General features: G+C 36.3%; 18 protein-coding genes. 5 read left to right on the forward strand and 13 right to left on the reverse strand.

The genetic code is table 11. The features are described from left to right. Positions 1-125 precede the first annotated feature (125 nt). From tnpA to JO950_RS12270, 4 genes are all read right to left on the reverse strand, one after another. Complete coding sequence (gene tnpA / locus JO950_RS12255) at positions 126-557, reverse strand: IS200/IS605 family transposase (RefSeq protein WP_202702907.1); 432 nt, start codon at positions 555-557, stop codon at positions 126-128. A gap of 44 nt (positions 558-601) precedes the next feature. Next, positions 602-2,281 (reverse strand): nicotinate-nucleotide--dimethylbenzimidazole phosphoribosyltransferase, encoded by a 1,680-nt coding sequence (cobT, locus tag JO950_RS12260; RefSeq protein WP_202702908.1) that lies wholly within the window; start codon positions 2,279-2,281, stop codon positions 602-604. Between the two features lie 119 nt (positions 2,282-2,400). After that, the gene (gene cobU, locus JO950_RS12265; protein WP_202702909.1) at positions 2,401-2,907 is read right to left on the reverse strand and encodes a bifunctional adenosylcobinamide kinase/adenosylcobinamide-phosphate guanylyltransferase; all 507 of its coding nucleotides are present in this window, start codon (positions 2,905-2,907) and stop codon (positions 2,401-2,403) included. Positions 2,908-3,479: 572 nt separating this feature from the next. Further along, on the reverse strand, positions 3,480-3,842 hold the full coding sequence (locus JO950_RS12270; protein WP_017498679.1) for a DUF5522 domain-containing protein: 363 nt from the start codon (positions 3,840-3,842) through the stop codon (positions 3,480-3,482). A 178-nt stretch (positions 3,843-4,020) separates the two neighbouring features. Between JO950_RS12270 and JO950_RS12275 the strand changes: the two genes are divergently transcribed. From JO950_RS12275 to JO950_RS12285, 3 genes are all read left to right on the forward strand, one after another. Then, positions 4,021-5,163: an ABC transporter substrate-binding protein gene (locus JO950_RS12275; RefSeq protein ID WP_202702910.1), complete on the forward strand. Its 1,143-nt coding sequence runs from the start codon at positions 4,021-4,023 to the stop codon at positions 5,161-5,163. A gap of 5 nt (positions 5,164-5,168) precedes the next feature. Then, positions 5,169-6,197, forward strand: a complete 1,029-nt coding sequence (locus JO950_RS12280; protein ID WP_370528120.1) for an iron chelate uptake ABC transporter family permease subunit — start codon at positions 5,169-5,171, stop codon at positions 6,195-6,197. Between the two features lie 120 nt (positions 6,198-6,317). Then, positions 6,318-7,094, forward strand: a complete 777-nt coding sequence (locus JO950_RS12285; protein ID WP_202702911.1) for an ABC transporter ATP-binding protein — start codon at positions 6,318-6,320, stop codon at positions 7,092-7,094. 62 nt (positions 7,095-7,156) lie between these two features. On the opposite strand, the gene JO950_RS12290 is transcribed toward JO950_RS12285, so the two are convergent. The 4 genes from JO950_RS12290 to JO950_RS12305 form a co-directional block, all read right to left on the reverse strand. Continuing rightward, the gene (locus JO950_RS12290; protein WP_202702912.1) at positions 7,157-7,615 is read right to left on the reverse strand and encodes a tRNA (cytidine(34)-2'-O)-methyltransferase; all 459 of its coding nucleotides are present in this window, start codon (positions 7,613-7,615) and stop codon (positions 7,157-7,159) included. A gap of 134 nt (positions 7,616-7,749) precedes the next feature. Beyond that, positions 7,750-8,331 carry a pseudouridine synthase gene (locus JO950_RS12295; protein WP_202702913.1) on the reverse strand — a complete coding sequence of 194 codons (582 nt, stop codon included), beginning with the start codon at positions 8,329-8,331 and terminating at the stop codon, positions 7,750-7,752. Between the two features lie 53 nt (positions 8,332-8,384). Further along, positions 8,385-8,597: a hypothetical protein gene (locus JO950_RS12300; RefSeq protein ID WP_202702914.1), complete on the reverse strand. Its 213-nt coding sequence runs from the start codon at positions 8,595-8,597 to the stop codon at positions 8,385-8,387. 39 nt (positions 8,598-8,636) lie between these two features. Further along, positions 8,637-9,113, reverse strand: coding sequence for a copper resistance protein NlpE (locus tag JO950_RS12305; protein WP_202702915.1), 477 nt, complete (start codon positions 9,111-9,113; stop codon positions 8,637-8,639). A 506-nt stretch (positions 9,114-9,619) separates the two neighbouring features. Between JO950_RS12305 and JO950_RS12310 the strand changes: the two genes are divergently transcribed. Beyond that, positions 9,620-12,955 carry a T9SS-dependent choice-of-anchor J family protein gene (locus tag JO950_RS12310; protein WP_237732347.1) on the forward strand — a complete coding sequence of 1,112 codons (3,336 nt, stop codon included), beginning with the start codon at positions 9,620-9,622 and terminating at the stop codon, positions 12,953-12,955. Positions 12,956-13,067: 112 nt separating this feature from the next. On the opposite strand, the gene JO950_RS12315 is transcribed toward JO950_RS12310, so the two are convergent. The 5 genes from JO950_RS12315 to JO950_RS12335 are packed head-to-tail and all read right to left on the reverse strand — an operon-like array spanning position 13,068 to position 17,318. Continuing rightward, entirely contained in the window at positions 13,068-13,589 is a 522-nt protein-coding gene (locus tag JO950_RS12315; protein WP_202702916.1) for a MepB family protein, read from the reverse strand. A 51-nt stretch (positions 13,590-13,640) separates the two neighbouring features. Further along, entirely contained in the window at positions 13,641-15,437 is a 1,797-nt protein-coding gene (locus JO950_RS12320) for a hypothetical protein (protein ID WP_202702917.1), read from the reverse strand. Further along, positions 15,434-15,985 (reverse strand): RNA polymerase sigma factor, encoded by a 552-nt coding sequence (locus tag JO950_RS12325; RefSeq protein WP_202702918.1) that lies wholly within the window; start codon positions 15,983-15,985, stop codon positions 15,434-15,436. Before JO950_RS12325 ends, JO950_RS12320 begins: the two co-directional genes overlap by 4 nt. Positions 15,986-16,035: 50 nt before the next feature. After that, positions 16,036-16,434 carry a hypothetical protein gene (locus JO950_RS12330; RefSeq protein WP_202702919.1) on the reverse strand — a complete coding sequence of 133 codons (399 nt, stop codon included), beginning with the start codon at positions 16,432-16,434 and terminating at the stop codon, positions 16,036-16,038. An 8-nt stretch (positions 16,435-16,442) separates the two neighbouring features. After that, positions 16,443-17,318 (reverse strand): protease complex subunit PrcB family protein, encoded by an 876-nt coding sequence (locus JO950_RS12335; protein ID WP_202702920.1) that lies wholly within the window; start codon positions 17,316-17,318, stop codon positions 16,443-16,445. A gap of 181 nt (positions 17,319-17,499) precedes the next feature. Here JO950_RS12335 and rmuC point away from each other — a divergent pair, with 181 nt between their 5' ends. Continuing rightward, on the forward strand, positions 17,500-18,873 hold the full coding sequence (rmuC, locus tag JO950_RS12340; RefSeq protein ID WP_202702921.1) for a DNA recombination protein RmuC: 1,374 nt from the start codon (positions 17,500-17,502) through the stop codon (positions 18,871-18,873). Positions 18,874-18,912: the final 39 nt, after the last annotated feature.

The following is an 18,912-nucleotide window of genomic DNA, read 5'->3' on the forward strand; positions in this document are numbered from 1 at the left end:
ATTCAAATCTAGAGGGTGTATAAAAAATAATTTATAAATATGTAATTTTTACATAGCCTCCAGATTTATCTGGAGGCCGTTCTATTTAGGGTTAGAATGGCTTTAGCCAAATTCTATTCATGTATCTATTGTTTATGAAAATCAAATTTGCTGATAAATTCATCATATTCTTCCTGAAAAGCCTTTTTCTTATGATGAATTTCTTGATTTTTAATATAATTTCTTACTCTGTCTACTGAAGATTCTGAAACAGAAACAGCAAAATACTCATCCTGCCATTCAAATTTTTCTTTAGTTAATTTATTTTTGTTGATCCAGTAGGATGATTCTCCTTTGACCAATTGCATTATTTTTTGAATATTTTGATCAGCTCCTAATGAAATAAGACAATGACAATGATCCGAATATCCGTTTATAGAGTCGATATAAATTCCTTTTTCTTTTGAATTGTTTCTTATATGATTCCATACTTTTTCTCTTAATTCCAAGGAATTTAAGTATGGAAACCTGTTTTTAGTACTCCAAACAAAATGAATATAAATTTTCACAAAAGGCATATCGATAATAATTTAAGGCATGTACTATAAACTGAGACTGAAAACTATTTCCTACTCACTCCCGCACTTTCAAAACTGGCCATTTCATTCAGAAAAACTTCAGCTGATTTCAGAATTGGAAAGGCAATCGCACAGCCTGTACCTTCACCCAAACGTAAATCCAGATTCAGAATAGGTTTTGCATTTAAATAATCTAATAATTTCTGATGCGCTTTCTCGGCAGAACAATGACAGAAGACCGCATTTTTATGAATAGCAGGATTTATTTTTGAAGCAATTAAGAAAGCAGTGCTGCAAATAAAACCATCTACCAAAAGGAGCATGTTGTTCTCAAAAGCAGTTAACATTCCGCTGGCAATTTGTATAATTTCAAAACCGCCAAAGTAGGCCAGCTGCTGTTTTAACTCGGCCGGACCGGTATAATTTTCAATAGCTTTTCGCAGTAAGTTTTGTTTTTGCAGTAATTTTTCATCTTCAACACCTGTTCCTTTTCCTACGCATTCTTCGATAGAGAATCCGGTTAGAAGGCTCATCAATACCGAGGCAGTAGAGGTGTTTCCAATTCCCATTTCACCAAAACCAATACAATTGGAACCTTTTCTCGCAAGGTCTTCCACAATTGATTTTCCTTTTTCAAAACACAACTGTAACTCTGCTTCACTCATTGCAGGAAGGTGTAGAAAGGATTGTGTTCCTTTGGCTATTTTGGCGTTAATCAGATTGGCATTGGTTGGAAAGTCATAATTAACACCGGCATCAACGATGGATAACTGAATGTCATTTTGCTTGCAGAAGACATTAATGGCAGCGCCGCCTTCCAGAAAATTAGTCACCATTTGTCTTGTGACATCCTGGGGGTAAGCACTAACACCATGATTGGCAATACCATGATCGGCAGCAAAAACGACGATAGCAGGATTTATGATTTTGGGGTTTAAGGTTTCGAAAACAGTTCCCATTTGAAAAGCCAAAGTCTCGAGAGTCCCCAAAGCGCCAATGGGTTTGGTCTTCGAATCTATTTTGTCTTGTAGCTGAGCGCTGAAGTTGAAATCTTTTGAGTTTGCTGTTTTTGGGTTTAAATTTAAATTCGGAATTAGATTTTCAACGGTAGTTTTGATTTCCTTACAATCCGGAGCCTCTGATTTTTGTTTCCAGTGTAATTGCTGCAACATGGGTTGATTATCGTAATTCGTTGCAGGTTTTCCGATGCAGAAATACCCTAAGGGCTCAATGTTTTCAGGTAAATCGAGAATCTTTTTAAACTGATAATAGTTCAGAATAGACACCCAGCCCATTCCGTAACCCTGCTCAGTGAGAGAGAGCCAGATGTTCTGAGCAGCACAAACCGAACTGAATTTTACCGCTTCATTGCTGCCAACCGTTCCAATCGTAAATTGGTTCAGTACAGATCGGTCATAAGCGATAATGAGTCCGATTGGAGCTTCCTCAATGGCCTCCAGTTTTAAGGATTTATAGTGTTCCTTTTGTTCGTGATTGTCGGTAAGTTCCTCCGCTTTTTTGTTATAATCTAAAAAAAGATTTTTGATGGTACTTTTAACCGCAGCAGATTTAATAAGATAATATCGGGTGGCATCTGTTAATCCAACTGACGGTGCCCAATGTCCGGCTTGAAGTGCTTTCTGAATGACTTCATCAGGAACTTCATCCTTTGTAAAATGGCGGGTATCACGACGTGATTTTAGTATATCGTCTAAATGGCTCATTTTTAAATTCCAATTTTTAAATTCCAAATTCCAAAACTTTGGGTTGGGGGAATAGTAACCGTAAAGATAAAGTATCGTATTGGAATTTGGGATTTAAAATCTGGATTTTCTTTTCATCATTATCCTTTTATTTTAACAGGGATGCCCGAAACCATTAGAACCACTTCATCCGCGTTTGAAGCCAAAAACTGATTCATCCAGCCCTGAAGTTCGGTGAATTTTCGGCCGATATGAGTTTCGGCATGAACACCCATTCCGATTTCATTTGTGACAATAATCAGCGTAGCATTTTCCTGTTGCGCGATGGATAGAAATTCTTTTTTTGCTTCCTCTAAACTTAAAGTAACCTCATTTTTATGATCGACAAAAAAGTTGGTCAGCCAGAGGGTAACACAATCTATTAAAGCCACTTTTCCGGAAAAGTCAATTTCGCTTAAGTATTTCTCTTTTTCAATATTGGTCCAGCGTTCGTCACGTTCCTGTTGGTGTCTGTCAATTCTGTTTTGAAAATCAGAATCCCATTTTCTGGCTGTCGCTACATATATAGGTGTATCTGAAAGTTGTAAGGCCAGGTTTTGAGCGTAACTGCTCTTTCCTGATCGTTCGCCGCCTGTAATTAGGTGCATTTTTTTGAGTTATGAGTTATGAGTTATGAGTTATGAGTTGTGTGGGTTAGTCGAATGTCAGGCTGAGCGGAGTCGAAGCTTATGTTGAGTTATGAGTTTTGAGTTATGAGTTATGTGGGTTAGTCGAATGTCAGGCTGAGCGGAGTCGAAGCTTATGTTGAGTTTTGAGTTATGAGTTATGAGTTATGTGGGTTAGTCGAATGTCAGGCTGAGCGAAGTCGAAGCTTTTGTTGAGTTATGAGTTATGAATTATGAGTTGTGTGGGTTAGTCGAATGTCAGGCTGAGCGGAGTCGAAGCTTTTGTTGAGTTTTGAGTTATGAGTTTTGAGTTATGAGTTGTGTGGATTAGTCGAATGTCAGGCTGAGCGGAGTCGAAGCTTATGTTGAGTTATGAGTTTTGAGTTATGAGTTTTGAGTTATGAGTTTTGAGTTATGAGTTATGTGGGTTAGTCGAATGTCAGGCTGAGCGGAGTCGAAGCTTTTGTTGAATTATGGGTTAAGAGTTATGGTTTTAAGATTTTAAGGTATCTATAACTAATAACTCATAACTCATAACTCAAAACTCATAACAATTAATAAGGACAATGTCGGCATTCGTTTCCGCAGCAGCTTCCTCTTTTTAAGTGAAACCAGGCTTTGAAAACATAATTTCCGTCTTCCAAATAATAATCAATTCCTTCGATTAGCTTTTCTTGTTTGGGTAAAGATATGGCTTTATTTTTAAGAGCTTTTTGTGGGGTAAGCGTTTCTACGTAAGCGTCAATTTTATCTTCGCAGGCTTCTTTAAAACAAACAGGGCAAAGACAGTCGCCTCCTTCGGAAAGATTAAAAATAGGGGGAAAATCATTACACCAACACTTGTTTTCATTTGAAGTATCTCCACAGCTGAAAGAAGATTCACAGCTCGAGCAGACTTTGGTTTTTATGGGATTCATTAGGGAAAAATGATGTTTATTTGATTTTGTAGGAATAAAGGTAGATAAAAAAAATAGAAATTGCGTTACCTTTGTCAGTAATGAAATTGTAAAATTTATAAGGAAGACGATTCAAATTATATGCCATAAAAGCAGCGTGATGAAACTGAGCCCTTTAAAAAAATAATAGAACTTATATATGAGACATTTATTGCCAAAAATGATTTTTGTTTTACCTTTTTTTCTTCTTATCGGATGCAAAAAAAATGAATCTTCGGAGATTGTAAAAACGGAAACTGAAAAAAATAGTATCGAATATGCGTCCGGACTCTCGATTATAAAGCACGAAGGTTATTCGGTAGTAACCGTTTCAGATCCTTGGCCGGATGCCCATACCAAGTTTACTTATATACTGAAAGAGAAAGAGGCGAAAGTACCGGACAGTTTGCAAAAGTACACAACTATCAAAGTCCCTTTAGAGTCAATTGTAGTGACTTCAACGACTAATATTCCGTTTTTGGAGATGTTGGAAGTAGAAAATAAATTGGTAGGTTTTCCGCATACCGATTACATTTCTTCAGAAAAAACCAGGGCACTGATAGACAAAGGTGCCGTTAAAAATGTGGGGCAAAACGAGAAATTAAATATCGAACAATTGATAGAGTTATCTCCGGATTTAATAGTGACTTTTGGAGTAGACAATAACAATGCGATGCTTGATAATTTGAAAAAAAGCGGTTTAAATGTTTTGATTCAGGCCGACTGGATGGAGCAATCTCCCCTTGGAAAAGCAGAGTGGATTAAACTTTACGGTGCTTTATTTGGTAAAGAAGAACAGGCGAAAGAGTTGTTTGATAAAATTGTTTTGAGTTATGACCAGGCTAAAAAATTAGTAGCGGGAAAACCGGCAACTTCAAGTGTTTTATACGGTTCTATGTACGAAGATACTTGGTATGTTGCTAAAGGAAACAGTTGGGTGGCGCAGTTTATGAAAGATGCACAGGCCAATTACCTATGGGCGGATTTGAAAGGTACGGGAAGCGAAGGCTTGTCTTTTGAAAAAGTCTTAGTGAAAGCCAAAACAGCTAATTTCTGGATCGCTGCGGGTTCCTTTAAAAGTTTGGACGAATTCGGAAAAAGTAATCCTCATTATACAGAGTTTGATGCCTTCAAGTCTAAGAATGTTTATACGTTTGAAGGTAAAGCGGGAGCAACGGGAGGAACAGTTTATTATGAGCTGGCGCCAAGCCGTCCTGATTTAGTATTAAAAGATTATATCAAGATTTTTCACCCGGAGTTGTTGCCAAGCTATGAATTTACTTTTGCCTCTAAATTAAACTAAGTTCATTGATTCATAAAAAACGAAATATAATGCTGTTTTCGGTACTCGGTCTGGCCTTATTGTTTATGTTCTTTTTAGACATTAGCCTGGGATCAGTGACTATACCTTTTAAGGAAGTATATAACAGTATGACGGGAAGCCATGCCAGTAAATCGACCTGGGAATATATTATTGTCAATTATCGTCTGCCTAAGGCTATTACAGCCATGTTGGTGGGTATTGGTTTATCGGTGAGCGGTTTGCTGATGCAGACTTTGTTTAGAAATCCACTCGCAGGACCTGATGTATTAGGTTTAAGTTCGGGAGCAATTCTGGCTGTTGCGATTGTGATTTTAGGAGCGGGTTTTTTGCCTTCATTTTTAAACTCGATTTTATTGTCGCCGTATGCAATTGTACTGGCTTCGACAATAGGAAGTGTTTTGGTTTTACTATTGGTTTTATTGGTAGCACAGCGTTTACGAAATACGATGGCAATTTTAATCGTCGGATTAATGTTTGGCAGTTTTACAAGTGCTATTGTTGGGGTCTTGACGTATTTTAGTTCAGCAGAACAATTGCAGAAATTCACCTTTTGGTCTCTGGGAAGTCTTGGGAACCTTTCGTGGACTTCGATTTCGATTTTGGCAGTTTGTGTTGCTTTGGGTCTGTTTTTGAGTGCCGGAAGTATTAAACCTTTAAACGCCTTGCTTTTAGGTGAAAATTACGCCAAAAGTATGGGGTTGAATTACAAGAGAGCCCGATTGATCATTATTTTTGCAACAAGTATTCTGGCCGGAAGTGTTACTGCTTTTGCAGGACCGGTTGCATTTATAGGTTTGGCAGTGCCACATATTGCAAAGCTCACTTTTCAGACCAGTAATCATACAGTTTTATACTGGAGTACTTTTTTCTACGGAGGAATAATCATGTTGTTTTGCGATATGGCATCACAAATGCCGGGACTAGAGACTACGTTACCTATTAATGCCATCACGTCTATAATTGGCGCACCAATTGTCGTTTGGCTGCTCATGCGCAAAAGAAATTTTCAGTAAATAAATTAGCCACAGATTAAGCGGATTCAACGGATTTTCGCAGATTGATTTTTAAAAATTAAAAGCGGTGAAGAAAAAACTTAGAACCTTAGCAGCTTAGAACCTTAGTACCTTTAAACAATGACTACTATTTTAAAAAGTGCAAACCTTAGTATCGGCTACAAGTCCAAGAAAGGAGTTGTGACTATTGCTGAAAATCTAAATCTGAATTTAGCTTCGGGGAAACTTATTTCGTTAATTGGTGCAAACGGAATTGGGAAATCGACTTTGCTTCGCACGATTACCGGAATTCAGCAGCCGTTGAAAGGGCATGTTTTTCTAAATGAAAAAAATATAAGTACTTATAAACCTCTGGAATTAGCTCAAAATTTAAGCTTAGTTTTAACCGAAAAGCTACCGCCAAGTAATTTGTCTGTTTTCGAATTAGTAGCTTTAGGACGTCAGCCTTACACCAATTGGATTGGGACTTTAAGTCAGAATGATATCGAGAAAGTTCAGGAAGCTTTAGAGTTGACTCAAATAGAGCATCTGGCACAGAAAAAACATTTCGAAATTAGTGACGGACAATTGCAGAAGGTTTTAATTGCGCGGGCTTTGGCACAAGATACTCCATTGATTATTCTGGACGAGCCCACGACACATCTTGATTTACTGCATAAAGTTTCGCTATTCAAACTCCTCAAAAAACTAACAGAGGAAACTCAGAAATGTATTTTATTTTCGACTCATGACATCGATCTGGCAATTCAGTTAAGTGATGAAATGATCATTATGACCCCTGAATTGGTGGTACAGGACGCGCCATGCAATTTAATCTCAAAAGGAAGTTTTGCAACCCTATTCAAAGACGAACATATTATTTTTGATGCCGAAAAAGGAAAGTTCGTAATTACGTAACAGACTTGTCGAATACTTTGCAAAGGGGCCGGAATATCGTTTAAAAGGAAAGAAATAAATGGCTAACTGTTTTTCAGTCCGATTTGTCTTTTTGCTTCTCCTACCACAAAAGCCACAGAATTGGCAATATTAAAGCTTCGGATTAATTTTGACATGGGAATGGTGAGGTGATTCTCAAAACGTGCCAGCACTTCTTTACTCAAACCTACACTTTCTTTACCAAATACAAGCCAGTCTCCGTCCTGAAAATCAGTTTCGAGATATGATTTTTCGGCATGGGAACTCATCAGAAAAACACGTGACTGATCAGGGATCTGTTCAATCCATTCTTCTATATTTTGGTATTCGGTAACGTCAAGATGTACCCAGTAATCCAGTCCCGAACGTTTCAGGTTTTTATCGTTAATTACAAATCCGAAAGGGTGAATTAAATGTAACCTGCTTTCTGTACCCACGCACAAACGTCCAATGTTTCCGGTGTTATTAGGGATTTCAGGTTCTACAAGAACTATGTTTAGCATTTTTTTGAGTTATGAGTTATGAGTTATGGGTTATGAGTTATGGGTTATGAGTTATGAGTTATGAGTTTTGGAATTTGCGATTTGATTATTGAGTTATGGGCAACTAATTAAGCGCCCCGGCAATTATCTAATTATTAAACTGCCTCATTATCTAATTCAAATTGGGTTACTTCCAGAACCTCTCCGGCTTTTAAGTTTTGCAAAGATACATTTCCTATGCGAACACGAACCAGTCTTAAAGTTGGAAATCCAACAGCCGCGGTCATTTTCCGCACCTGACGAAATTTTCCTTCTCTTATTGTAATCGACGCCCAGGAGGTTGGACCATGGCGTTCATCTCTGATTTTTTTGGCTCTTGGACCAAAATCCGGAATTTCAGTAACGATAAAAGCGGTGCAGGGTCTGGTTTTGTATTTACCGCCATCAAAACCTATTTCAACGCCTTTTTGTAAGGCCTCGATTGCTTCGGGAGTGATGATTCCGTCGACCTGAACGTAATATTCTTTGTCTACCTTTTTGCTTCTTACCAGTTCGCTTATCCTTCCGTCTGTCGTCAATAAAAGTAAACCTTCAGAGTCTTCATCAAGTCTTCCGATGGCCATAGTACCTTCGGGGAAATTATATAATTCCCCTAAAAGCTTTTTCTTCCTTTTCAATTCATAAATAAACTGACTTAGATAGCCGTAAGGTTTAAAAAGAAGAAAATGATGATGCATATTTGTTTTTTGACTGCAAAGATAACTTTGTTTGCAGAGTTTAAAAGGAAATCTTAAGATTTAGATTTTTCATGTTTCATTTTTTTTAGCCATTGCAGAACAAACCAGATTGCCGTAATTGCAAATAGGAGTAGAATTGGGAAATAATAATTTTTGAAAAAATCATGAAAGTAACTTCCAGTTAATACGTAAGCTGAAGCGATACACAATTTGATTCCAATAAATTCAGCATTAGACCAGGAAGTTTTGATTTTGAAGAAGTTCATAATTCTGGATTGAATTGTTAGTAACTACTGTTAAAATGGTTATTTTTTTAAAGTCAAAAAGTAATTTAGATCAGATTTAATCCTTTTTCTGTCTTTATCCAGTAGATAGATCTTTTCAGGATTAGAACTGTAATAACCATAGTACAGCTGTTTTTCCTCCGGCTGATCCCAGTTTAGGACATAAATTGTACCGTCCGGATCTTTATCTAATCCTCTTTCTGTATTAAAATTTCCTTTCTGTGTAAAGACATTTCCGGGTTCTTTTCCCTGATAGACACTTATTAGTTCAAATTTATTGTTTTGTGAAACGCTATAATCGGTGTAGATTTTCAAAGTCATTTGAATTCCGCTACAATCAGCACACGGAATTATTCCTTCATAGATTGTTGTTTTGCTGAAACTGTTGTTGGTTTTAGTGACCGTTTCCTTGTTTGTAGTATTGTTTTCTTTAGTTGTTTTTGTATTGCAGGACAGTAGCAGAGAAAATAGAGCCGAAAAGATAAATAACTTTTTCATGTTGTATCGTATTAGTTAAACCTAAAACGATTTTAGGGTAAAGAAAATTGTACAGATAGAAAAAGGGAAGTTAAATGATTTATTTTTCAGCTTTAGAAGTGCTAATCGTACAGACTAATGAGAAAAAATAATGTCGTTAAAAAATATTTAGGGGTAAATTAAGCCCGATTGGTTTTGAGACAGAGAAATTTTAAAAAAGAAATAACTTGTTAAATTGTAATAATCTCTTAATTCATACAAAAGCCAAATGTTTTGTGAAGTCGCGCCAGATCTAAGAATAATGGAAAGAACTGACGGATAATTTGTTTATTGTTGGAAAATTTTCACAAAAGCGCGATACGATAAGTTTATGTTTTCACAATATTCTGTTAACTTTAAAGAATATAAATTTGATTTCTAAAAACTCTATTTTTAAATTACTTATGAAAAAACTTTACTTTTCTCGCCAGCTTTTGGCTTTTTTATGTTTTTCTGGTTGCTTTTCTGGAGCGGTTTTAGCTCAAACTATGCCTCCAGTGCAGTCCATTCCGTATAAACAAAGTTTTGATGGGTTACCGGCCGCCGCCGACACTTATGTTGATATTCCTGGTTTTCAGGGTTGGACAGCTAATGGCGGAAATCAAAATACTGCTGTCTGGAGTACAGGATTAACTGGAGATAGGGCATTAGTGAAAAATAGTAATTCTAATGTCAATTCGGGAGGGATTCATAATTATGACGATAAAATCGGGTTTTTGAATTCAACATCCGGAGATTTTGCAATTGGTTTTGCATTTTCAAGTTTGGGGAGCCAAACAGTTAACGTATATTACGATGCGATGATTATTCGTAATTTATATGATGGAGGAAGCAACAATCGTTTGCAAGAAATGGCATTACAGTATCGTGTTGGAACTACCGGTGCTTTTACCACTTTATCACCTGCATATTCAAACAACAGTACAACCTTGCAGACTACAGCAGCAGTTATAACTCCATTAGACTTAAGAACTACACGTATTAAAGTAACATTACCTGCGAGTTGTGATAATCAGCAAATAGTTCAAATACGATGGATTGCCCGACTGATTTCCGGATCTGTAGGTTCACGTCAATCTTTTGCAATAGATAATATCGATATTAATGCGGATCACATTGCACCGGTAAACGAAGCAGGGTTCCCGAAGGCAACAAATATTTCATCAACTAATTTTGATTTTTCAGATAAGTTAGATGAAATAGGAAAAACTTATTATGTATTGCTTCCTGGCGGAAGTACTGCTCCAACTGCCGCTCAGGTAAAATTGGGACTTGATGCTAGTGGTACTGCAGCTCTGCAGTCAGGATCTTTAAATATTGTTGATAAAACTCTGGCTTATACTAAAAATTTTGCAGGTTTATCAGCTGCGACGGCTTATTCCGTATTCTCGGTTTCTGAAGATGCGTACGAAAATATTCAAAGTACAGTAACTAAAGTAGACGTAACGACAACGGCAGTTGCATTACCAGAGATAACAACAACAGTTAGTGCACTTGATTTAGGTGCTTCTGAGACAAACTTTGAATCAGGCTCTAAAAGCTATCAAATTCAGGCAAGTGACCTTAAAGACAATTTAGTGTTAAGTGTTACTCCAAATTTTTCAATTTCAAAAGATAATGTAACCTTTGGTTCAACACTAACATATACTGCAGCTGACTTTGCATCAAATGCGTCCAAGACGGTTTATGTAAGGTTTAATCCAAATTTATTAGGTGCCTTTACAGGTCAAATTACACATGAATCTACCGATGCTGTTGCGAAACATATATCACTGGCAGGAAGAGGAATTAACCCGTATATTCAAAATTTTGATGATTCTAATGTGTTATCTAACAGTGGATGGACGCAATACAATTTGGAAGGAGCTGCCAATAAATGGACTTATACTAATGCTGCCAGAAATATAAATTCTGGAACAGGAGCAGTTCTTATGAATGGATTTTCGGATAGTGGAGCAAGTAAAGATTGGTTGATTTCTCCAAAATTGCGTTTGGATACATTTGATAAGTTACCATTATTGTCTTTTTATTCTCGTAAGTTTTATGCGGGACCTGGCTTAAAATTAATGGTTTCTACAAATTACGACGGTGTTAGCAGTCCGGAAACAGCGACTTGGACAGAAATTGATGGAAGTTTTCCAACTATTACAGGAACTTACACGGCATCTCAATATATAGAATTAACAGCTTATAAAACAAATAGTACTTATCTGGCGTGGGTGTACGAAACGACAGCAGGAGGATCTAACAATGCTTCAGAGTGGTCATTTGATGATTATGCAATTGCAAATGAAACGGGTTATGTAGCTTCAAATCCGGTTTTAGATTTTGGGACTGTAGATCAAAATACGGTTTCGACATCACAATCTTTTGCTTTTAAAGCTAAAGGATATGGAGACGTTACGATTAAGGCACCGGTTGGTTATCAAATATCTTTGGATAATACTTTGTTCCAAAATAGTTTTACATTGTCAGAGACAGATGCTTTGGCAGGAAAAACACTTTATGCGCGATTCATACCTACTACAAAAGAATTTAAAATTGGTGGTACATTAACAGTAACAGGAACTTTGTTAAACAAACAAATAGGTTCTTTAACGGGATCTTCTCTTCCAAAAGCAGAAACTTACGATGTGGTGACTTATAATTTGGAGTTTTTTGGTGCTCCAACTGCGGCTTACGGACCAACGAATAAAACGTTACAATTGGAAAATGTAGCAAAAGTTATGAATAAACTTGATGCAGATGTATATGTAGTTCAGGAAGTTTCGAGCGATGCTCAGATCGATGCTTTGATTCAGAAAATAAGTGTGAATGGAAAAACATTCGATAAAAGTATTTCTACGTCATGGTCCTATTCATGGGATCCAAATTCAGATCCAAGTTTTCCTCCACAAAAATTGGTCGTAATTTATAATACACAAACTACCACAGTTAAGAAGACACGTGTTATGTTTAAGAAATTTTATGATGAATTACGCGCTGGTACCAAAACTTTGAATAATTATCCGGGAGGATCCAGCAGCAGTTTTTTCTCATCTGGTCGTCTGCCATATATGGTTACAGTTGAAACTAACTTAAATGGAATTAAAAAAGAAATTAACCTGGTCGATCTTCATGCACGTGCTAATAGTGGTTCGGACATTTCCCGTTATAACATGCGTAAATATGATGCGCAGGTGTTGAAAGATAGTTTAGATGTTCAATACCCAAATGCTAATATTATGATTTTAGGAGATTATAATGACGATGTAAGTAAATCAGTTATTGCACCAAATCCATCTTCTTACGAAAGTTTTGTTACAGATACAGCCAATTACAAAGCATTGACTTTAGAAATCAGCCAGGCTGGGGCATTTAGTTTTCTAAGTTCAGGCGGATTTTTAGATCATATTATGATTTCTAATGAGTTAACGGATCAATATATTTCAGGTTCTACTGCAGTATATGATCCTCGAAATGATATTGCAAGTTACACCACCACAACTTCAGACCACGGTCCGGTAATTGCCCGTTTTATATTGAACTCTTCAAATCTGTCAACAATCGATTTTGAAACCAAGAATGGTTATGCGGTTCAGGCTTATCCGAATCCAACAACCGATGTGGTGAATGTGGTCGTAAAAACCAATACAGATAAAAAATTGAAATTGAAGTTCTACGATGTTTCAGGCCATTTATTAGGGAATCCGATTGATATTAATGCAACGCAGGATATAAGTACTACAGCTGTTCCGGTAAGTTATTTGCAAACGGGGATTTACTTTTATACGCTAACTGAGAATAATAAAGTAGTTTATAAAGGGAAGATTATTAAAAAGTAAGAAGTAAAATGTGAGGAGGAAATTGATTTATGGTTTCTTTTGAACAGTTTACAATAACTTTCAGTAAAAAAGTAAAAGCAGTCCAAAGTAAAATTTGGGCTGCTTTTTTTATTTAAAACAAGGTTTTGAATGGTTTCAGATTTGTTTCGGGCGTAATGGAGTAAAAGTAATTCAATTGCCATTGCTGCGTTTTCTGCGCTTGTTTACTTGTTGTTTCATCCCAAGGAGGATATACCCTTGTAGCTCTTTTACCTTCTTTTTTCGAAGTGGTAAAAATACCTTTCTCTAACAAAACAGATTTAGGAAAAACAAATTGTCCATAGAGTTCGCTCTTTCGAACACTGACGATCACAAAGTCAATAGCGTCTGTGAAATCAAATGGGGCAATAATTCCCGCCGTATTGCGTTTCCATAAAGTTACAAACTGACCTGTTTTGGTGGGCGTGATTTTCGCTTTTCTGTAACAGATGTTTTTCTGATTCAGTCGAAAACGGTAAGCATCATACTCATTGCTTTCAGCTTCCGGTTGAGGTAGTGTGAGGTCAAAATCGCAACAATCGTAAAGTAGTTCTTTGGCAATTCTAAGATCTTTAGGGAGAGACTCCGGATCAGTCCCATTGTTTTTGAGGATCATTTTATCGTTTTTTCTAAGTAATTTTTGGGTAAAACTACCACAAAAAGAACTTTAAAAAGTAACATTCAATCCAAAATTTAATCCCCATTGAAACTGATTAAACGATTGGTTGTTTAACGGATTGATATAATAATTCATGGCTGGCTCTACAAAAACACTTGTTTTCTTGTAAACGCGATATTGCAAAGTACTACTCAGGGTAGAACCATAGATGAAATCATTGGCATTGACATTCTGACCAATCGAGTTTCCGTTTAAGGCCATGTTATTTGAAATCAGTTTTCCCACAAAACCACCGGTATTGATATTGATGTTGGCTCTGTTTTTACTGAAAACAGAATACGAGACCTCTAAAGGCATTTCGATATATCTTAAGTTTTGATCCAGATTCCCGCTCTCAATAGAGTTGCTTTCAATGTTATTTTGTTTTAACGCATTTGTAGTGTTTTTAGAAACAAAAATGTAACCTGAACTAGTGCTAATTTGAGGAGCTGCTGCGACTACTGTTGCATTTTGATTAAAATAGTCATTAGAAGTCATGGCAGCATTAGGCGGACCATTGCTTATGTACGATACATCGGCAACACTTTGTCCTAATTCGTTGATTTTAAAACCTGAACCAACGGCCCATTTTTTGTTGATTTTATATTTTGTTTTAACACCGTAGGTACTTCCCTGTTTTGAGTCGTTTACATTGCCCAGCGTTTTGTCATTTTTATAATTCTCCGAGTTGGCCAATCCGGCAAAAACTTCAACGGCCCATCTTTCTCCTTTAGAAATGCTCGTTTTCTTTTCTTTTTCTTTTTTCTCCTCCGGATTAATAATGCCTTTTTCTAAATTTTGAAGTTCTGCCAACTGAACGGAATCCTGCTTGCTTAAAACGGTACTGAATTTCGAATTGTTTTTTGAATTACCTGTTAATTCTCTGCCAGGGAATGCGTTTTCAAGAGCAGTTTTTTGATGCTTATCAGAAAGCGGGTTCACAGCACTTAAAGCTGTACTAATGTTATTTTTAGCAGGCAATTGTTCTTCAAAAACAGAAGTCGACACTTTATTTTTTGAATTTGGATGAAAAGGGTTGGCCTTTCCTGCACTAAAAGTTTGTTCCGCTACTATTTGATTAGCAGCTTTTTTATCAGCACTAATAGAATGATTTTTTGAATAAGAACCCAATCCATTGTTTTTACCAATAGTATATACTTTCTCAGCTACATTTTGATTGGAACTCTTTCGCTCTGTATTTAAAAATTGATTTGTTGAAGCGGAATTGAATGCATTTGATGGATTCGATTGGGCTGTATTTGTTTTTGCTGAGACAATTGCTTTTTGGGTTGCAGTATGATCTTCATTTCTCTTTTGAAGAGTGGAGTTCAGATTCGCATTCCCTGAATTCGCCTTATTCGTTACATCAGAATGAGCAACTGCCGTTTTTTGATTGTGATTTTTTATAGAAAGCTCAGACGAATTCGTACCGTTCTTCAGTGAAGAATTACTAACGGTATCATTTGATTCTTGCTGAGTGGTATTTACAACAGTATTATTCTCTTTACTTTGAATTGTTTGGTTAGAGTTTGGATTGTTTTTCTTCTCATCAAGAACCACACTATTGTTTTCTATCGAGCCATTTTTTACCGTTTGAATTGCCGAAGTAGAGGTAAAATGTAAAACAGAAGGAAGCAGCAACCCTAATAATAAGCATGCAGCAGCCGACCACCAAAGAATAGCTTTCTTCTTTTTCTTTTTTGGCTGGTCTAATTTTTCTTCAATCTGACTCCATAATTCAGGAGGAGGAACACTTGAAAAGTTTTCCATTGATGAAAAAAGATCTTCTATATTTTGCTTTTTCATGCTATTTTAAAATTTTTTATGCTCATTATTTTTTTTTGCAAAATGCTTTTGGCCCGATTTAGATTTGATTTAGATGTTCCTTCAGAGATTTTTAAAAGTTCGGCTATTTCTTTATGCTTTAGCTTTTCAAAAACATACAGGTTGAAAACGGTGCGGTACTGATCCGGCAGATCCCGAATGTATTCCAGCAGTTTCTCCTGTTCGACCGGAGCAATATCCAATTCCTCCTCCTCGACAAAATCAGTATCCGGATCAAAAACGTCTAAAAAGAAACTCTCTTTTTTCTTCTTGTTCAGAGTTTCAATCAGCTTATTAATGAAAATACGTTTTAGCCAGCCTTCAAAACTTCCCTCGAATTTATATTGGCCGATTTTCTGAAAAACGATCACAAATGCCTCCTGAAATACATCTTTGGCATCGTCTTCATTTCTCATATACTTCAGGCATATACCATATAAAACAGGAGAGAACAACTGATAAATTTTCAGTTGTCCTTCTCTGTCATTTTTGATGCACAGTCGTATGTATTTTTCTAAATCGTCTTTCAAAAAAGTGGTTTGTTTGGTTTTGCAAAAATAGTTCTTATAAGCTTATAAAACTACCTTTTGTAAATAGTACGTGATGCATCGGTATTATTGCTGACAATGGTTAGGTTTTGATTGTCAAGGTTTTCTATGATATAAGTCTTGCCTTCAAAAGTGATTAAGTCATGTTCGGCCTGATCAAAGTAACCAATACCTTTTTCAATTGTATAGGTGCTGTTTCTTATTTCAACATTGTTTTTGTACGTGATTACTCTTCCGTTTGGTGTAAAAACGACTTTTTTGTTAAATCCGATTGTTTTAGGAGTTGCCGTATAAGGATTACTGTTTCCTCCAATCGATTTTTCCCAAATCCAGGTGTTTACAATCGAACCCGAATTCATACCCGTAGATTCCACTGAATATGCCGACGAAAAGAGACCGCATGCGATGATAAATAAGAAATACTTTTTCATGAATCAGATTATTTTAGACTTGTTATTTTATCCTGAATAGCCTTTTTGAATGCCTTTATTTCGGCACTTTGATCGGCAGTATCTTTGTTGTCGATCGTAATTTTAGTGACCATTATACCTTGACGTAATTCAAAATATACCCCTCCCTGATCTGCAGCGTCCGGAGAACCATATGTTTTCGTTTTTCCTTTTAAAGCTAAAATCTCAGCAGGTACCGATTTTAAGAATAGCGTGTAATCTCCTTTTTTAGTAGCCGCCGTATAGCGATATTGATCGAAATCGTAAGCACCGGCTTTAACGTTTAAGAATTTTTGAATATTAAAATCATTGATCTGATAGAATTTTTGACAATCGGCACCTGTACATTGACCGCTGAAACTTCCTATTACGACATTGTCACGGTTGTCTGCTACTTTATTGAATAGTATTGTTTTAGTTGTTTTTGGTATCAAAATGAAATCTGACGGATACGTTGCCCCAGGAGCAACTGTCTCACCCACTTCAGGTTCTTTTTCGTAGTAATTGACCAAAATCTGACATTTGTTTTGAACAATGCTGGTTATTTTAATTTTAAAACCGCTTGTAGGTTTAAGTCCTGAGAAAATACCAACAATCATTTCTTTTGTAAAATCGATAGGTGTAACGGTAGCGTTTGGACACGTATTCTCTTTTTTAGAGAAGTAAGCATTCAATCTTTCTTCGGAAGCAGCTAAAAATGCAACAGGATTGGTAGGTAAAGATTTAACACTATAGTTGCATAAAAGTGGAATTCCTGTAAAAGCTAAGTCTTCACTTTCTCCGCAAACTACATTCATATCTTCATTATTAAGGGAGCAGGCACTGAATCCAAAAGCTATAAACAAGCTTAGCATTAATTTTTTCATAACAATATTTTAATAGTTTATAATTAGTAGATGTCTTCTTTTGGAAATGGTTGCGTGAAATTTTTTATTTTTTTTAAAAATAATGATTTCATTTTTCGAGATTAGGGATTCGTGAAATTTCTAATTTAGAATAAAGCACTGCGTATTATTGTGTACTTTTACTTTATATAAAAATGTAATTATGTTTGAATTTCTTCCGTATTTGTTAGCCTTTGTAGCTGCGTTATTTCTAGGGATATATTTAGGAAAGACGTTATTTGCTGCGCGATTTCAATCCGAAAAAGTGAGCCTGGAAGAAAGGTTGAGTGCTACCACAAATCAATTGCAAATTCAGAAAGAGCAGTTTGAAAACGAAAGAAGAAATTTTGAAAAACAGCTTCATCTGAGCAGTTTTGAAAAAGAGAATATCCGAACCGAGAAAGACAGTCTCGCGATTCAGCTTTCTAAAAAAGAAGTCGATTTTGAAAACTTGTGGGAACGTCATAAAGAACAAAAGAATGAAGTAAGCGAACTTCAGGAGAAATTTACCAAAGAATTTGAAAACCTGGCGAATAAAATTTTGGAAGAGAAGTCGGCAAAGTTTACGGAGCAGAATAGCGAAAATATGAAAAGCATCCTGCTGCCTTTGCAGGATAAAATTCAGGGATTCGAAAAAAAGGTAGAACAAACGCACAAAGAAAGTATTGATTATCATGCTGCTTTGCGTCAGCAGATTTTAGGATTGAGTGAAATGAATGCGCAGATGAGCAAAGAAACCCTGAATTTAACCAAGGCGTTGAAAGGTGACAGTAAAATGCAGGGGAATTGGGGCGAATTGGTTTTAGAACGTGTTTTAGAAAAATCCGGTTTAGAAAAGGGGAGAGAATACGAAGTACAGCAAAGTTTTACAAATGCTGAAGGAAACAGAGTTTTGCCCGATGTTGTAATCAATTTACCCGACGGTAAAAAGATGATCGTCGATTCGAAAGTTTCTCTGGTTGCTTATGAAAAATGGATCAATGAAGAATCTGAAATTCTTAAAATGGACTTCCTGAAAGAACATGTGAACTCTATTAAAAGACATGTCGAGCAGTTGGGAAGTAAAAATTATCATGATTTGTATCAAATCGAGAGTCCGGATTTTGTCTTATTGTTTATCCCCATTGAACCTGCGTTTGCGATTGCTTTAAATGAAGATTCGACTTTGTACAATAAAGCGTTTGACCGAAACATCGTTATTGTAACTCCTACAACCTTGCTGGCGACTTTAAGAACTATTGATAGTATGTGGACCAATCAAAAACAACAGGAAAATGCCTTTGAAATTGCCAGACAGGCAGGAGCATTGTACGACAAATTTGAGGGATTTGTTACCGATTTGGTGCGCATTGGAAATAAAATAAAAGACACAAAAACGGAATACGAAAATGCCATGAGCAAGTTGGTAGACGGAAGAGGAAATCTGATTTCAAGTGTCGAAAAATTAAAGAAAATGGGAGCAAAGGCTAAAAAATCGCTTCCTGAAAATATTATTGCCAGAGCTTCTAATTCAGATGAAAATCAATCTTTAAATTAAAAATGTAGTTTCATCAAAGCTGTTCGCAAAGAAACTTTC

Source organism: Flavobacterium sp. UGB4466 (assembly GCF_903469665.1).
Classification (GTDB): Bacteria; Bacteroidota; Bacteroidia; order Flavobacteriales; family Flavobacteriaceae; genus Flavobacterium; species Flavobacterium lipolyticum.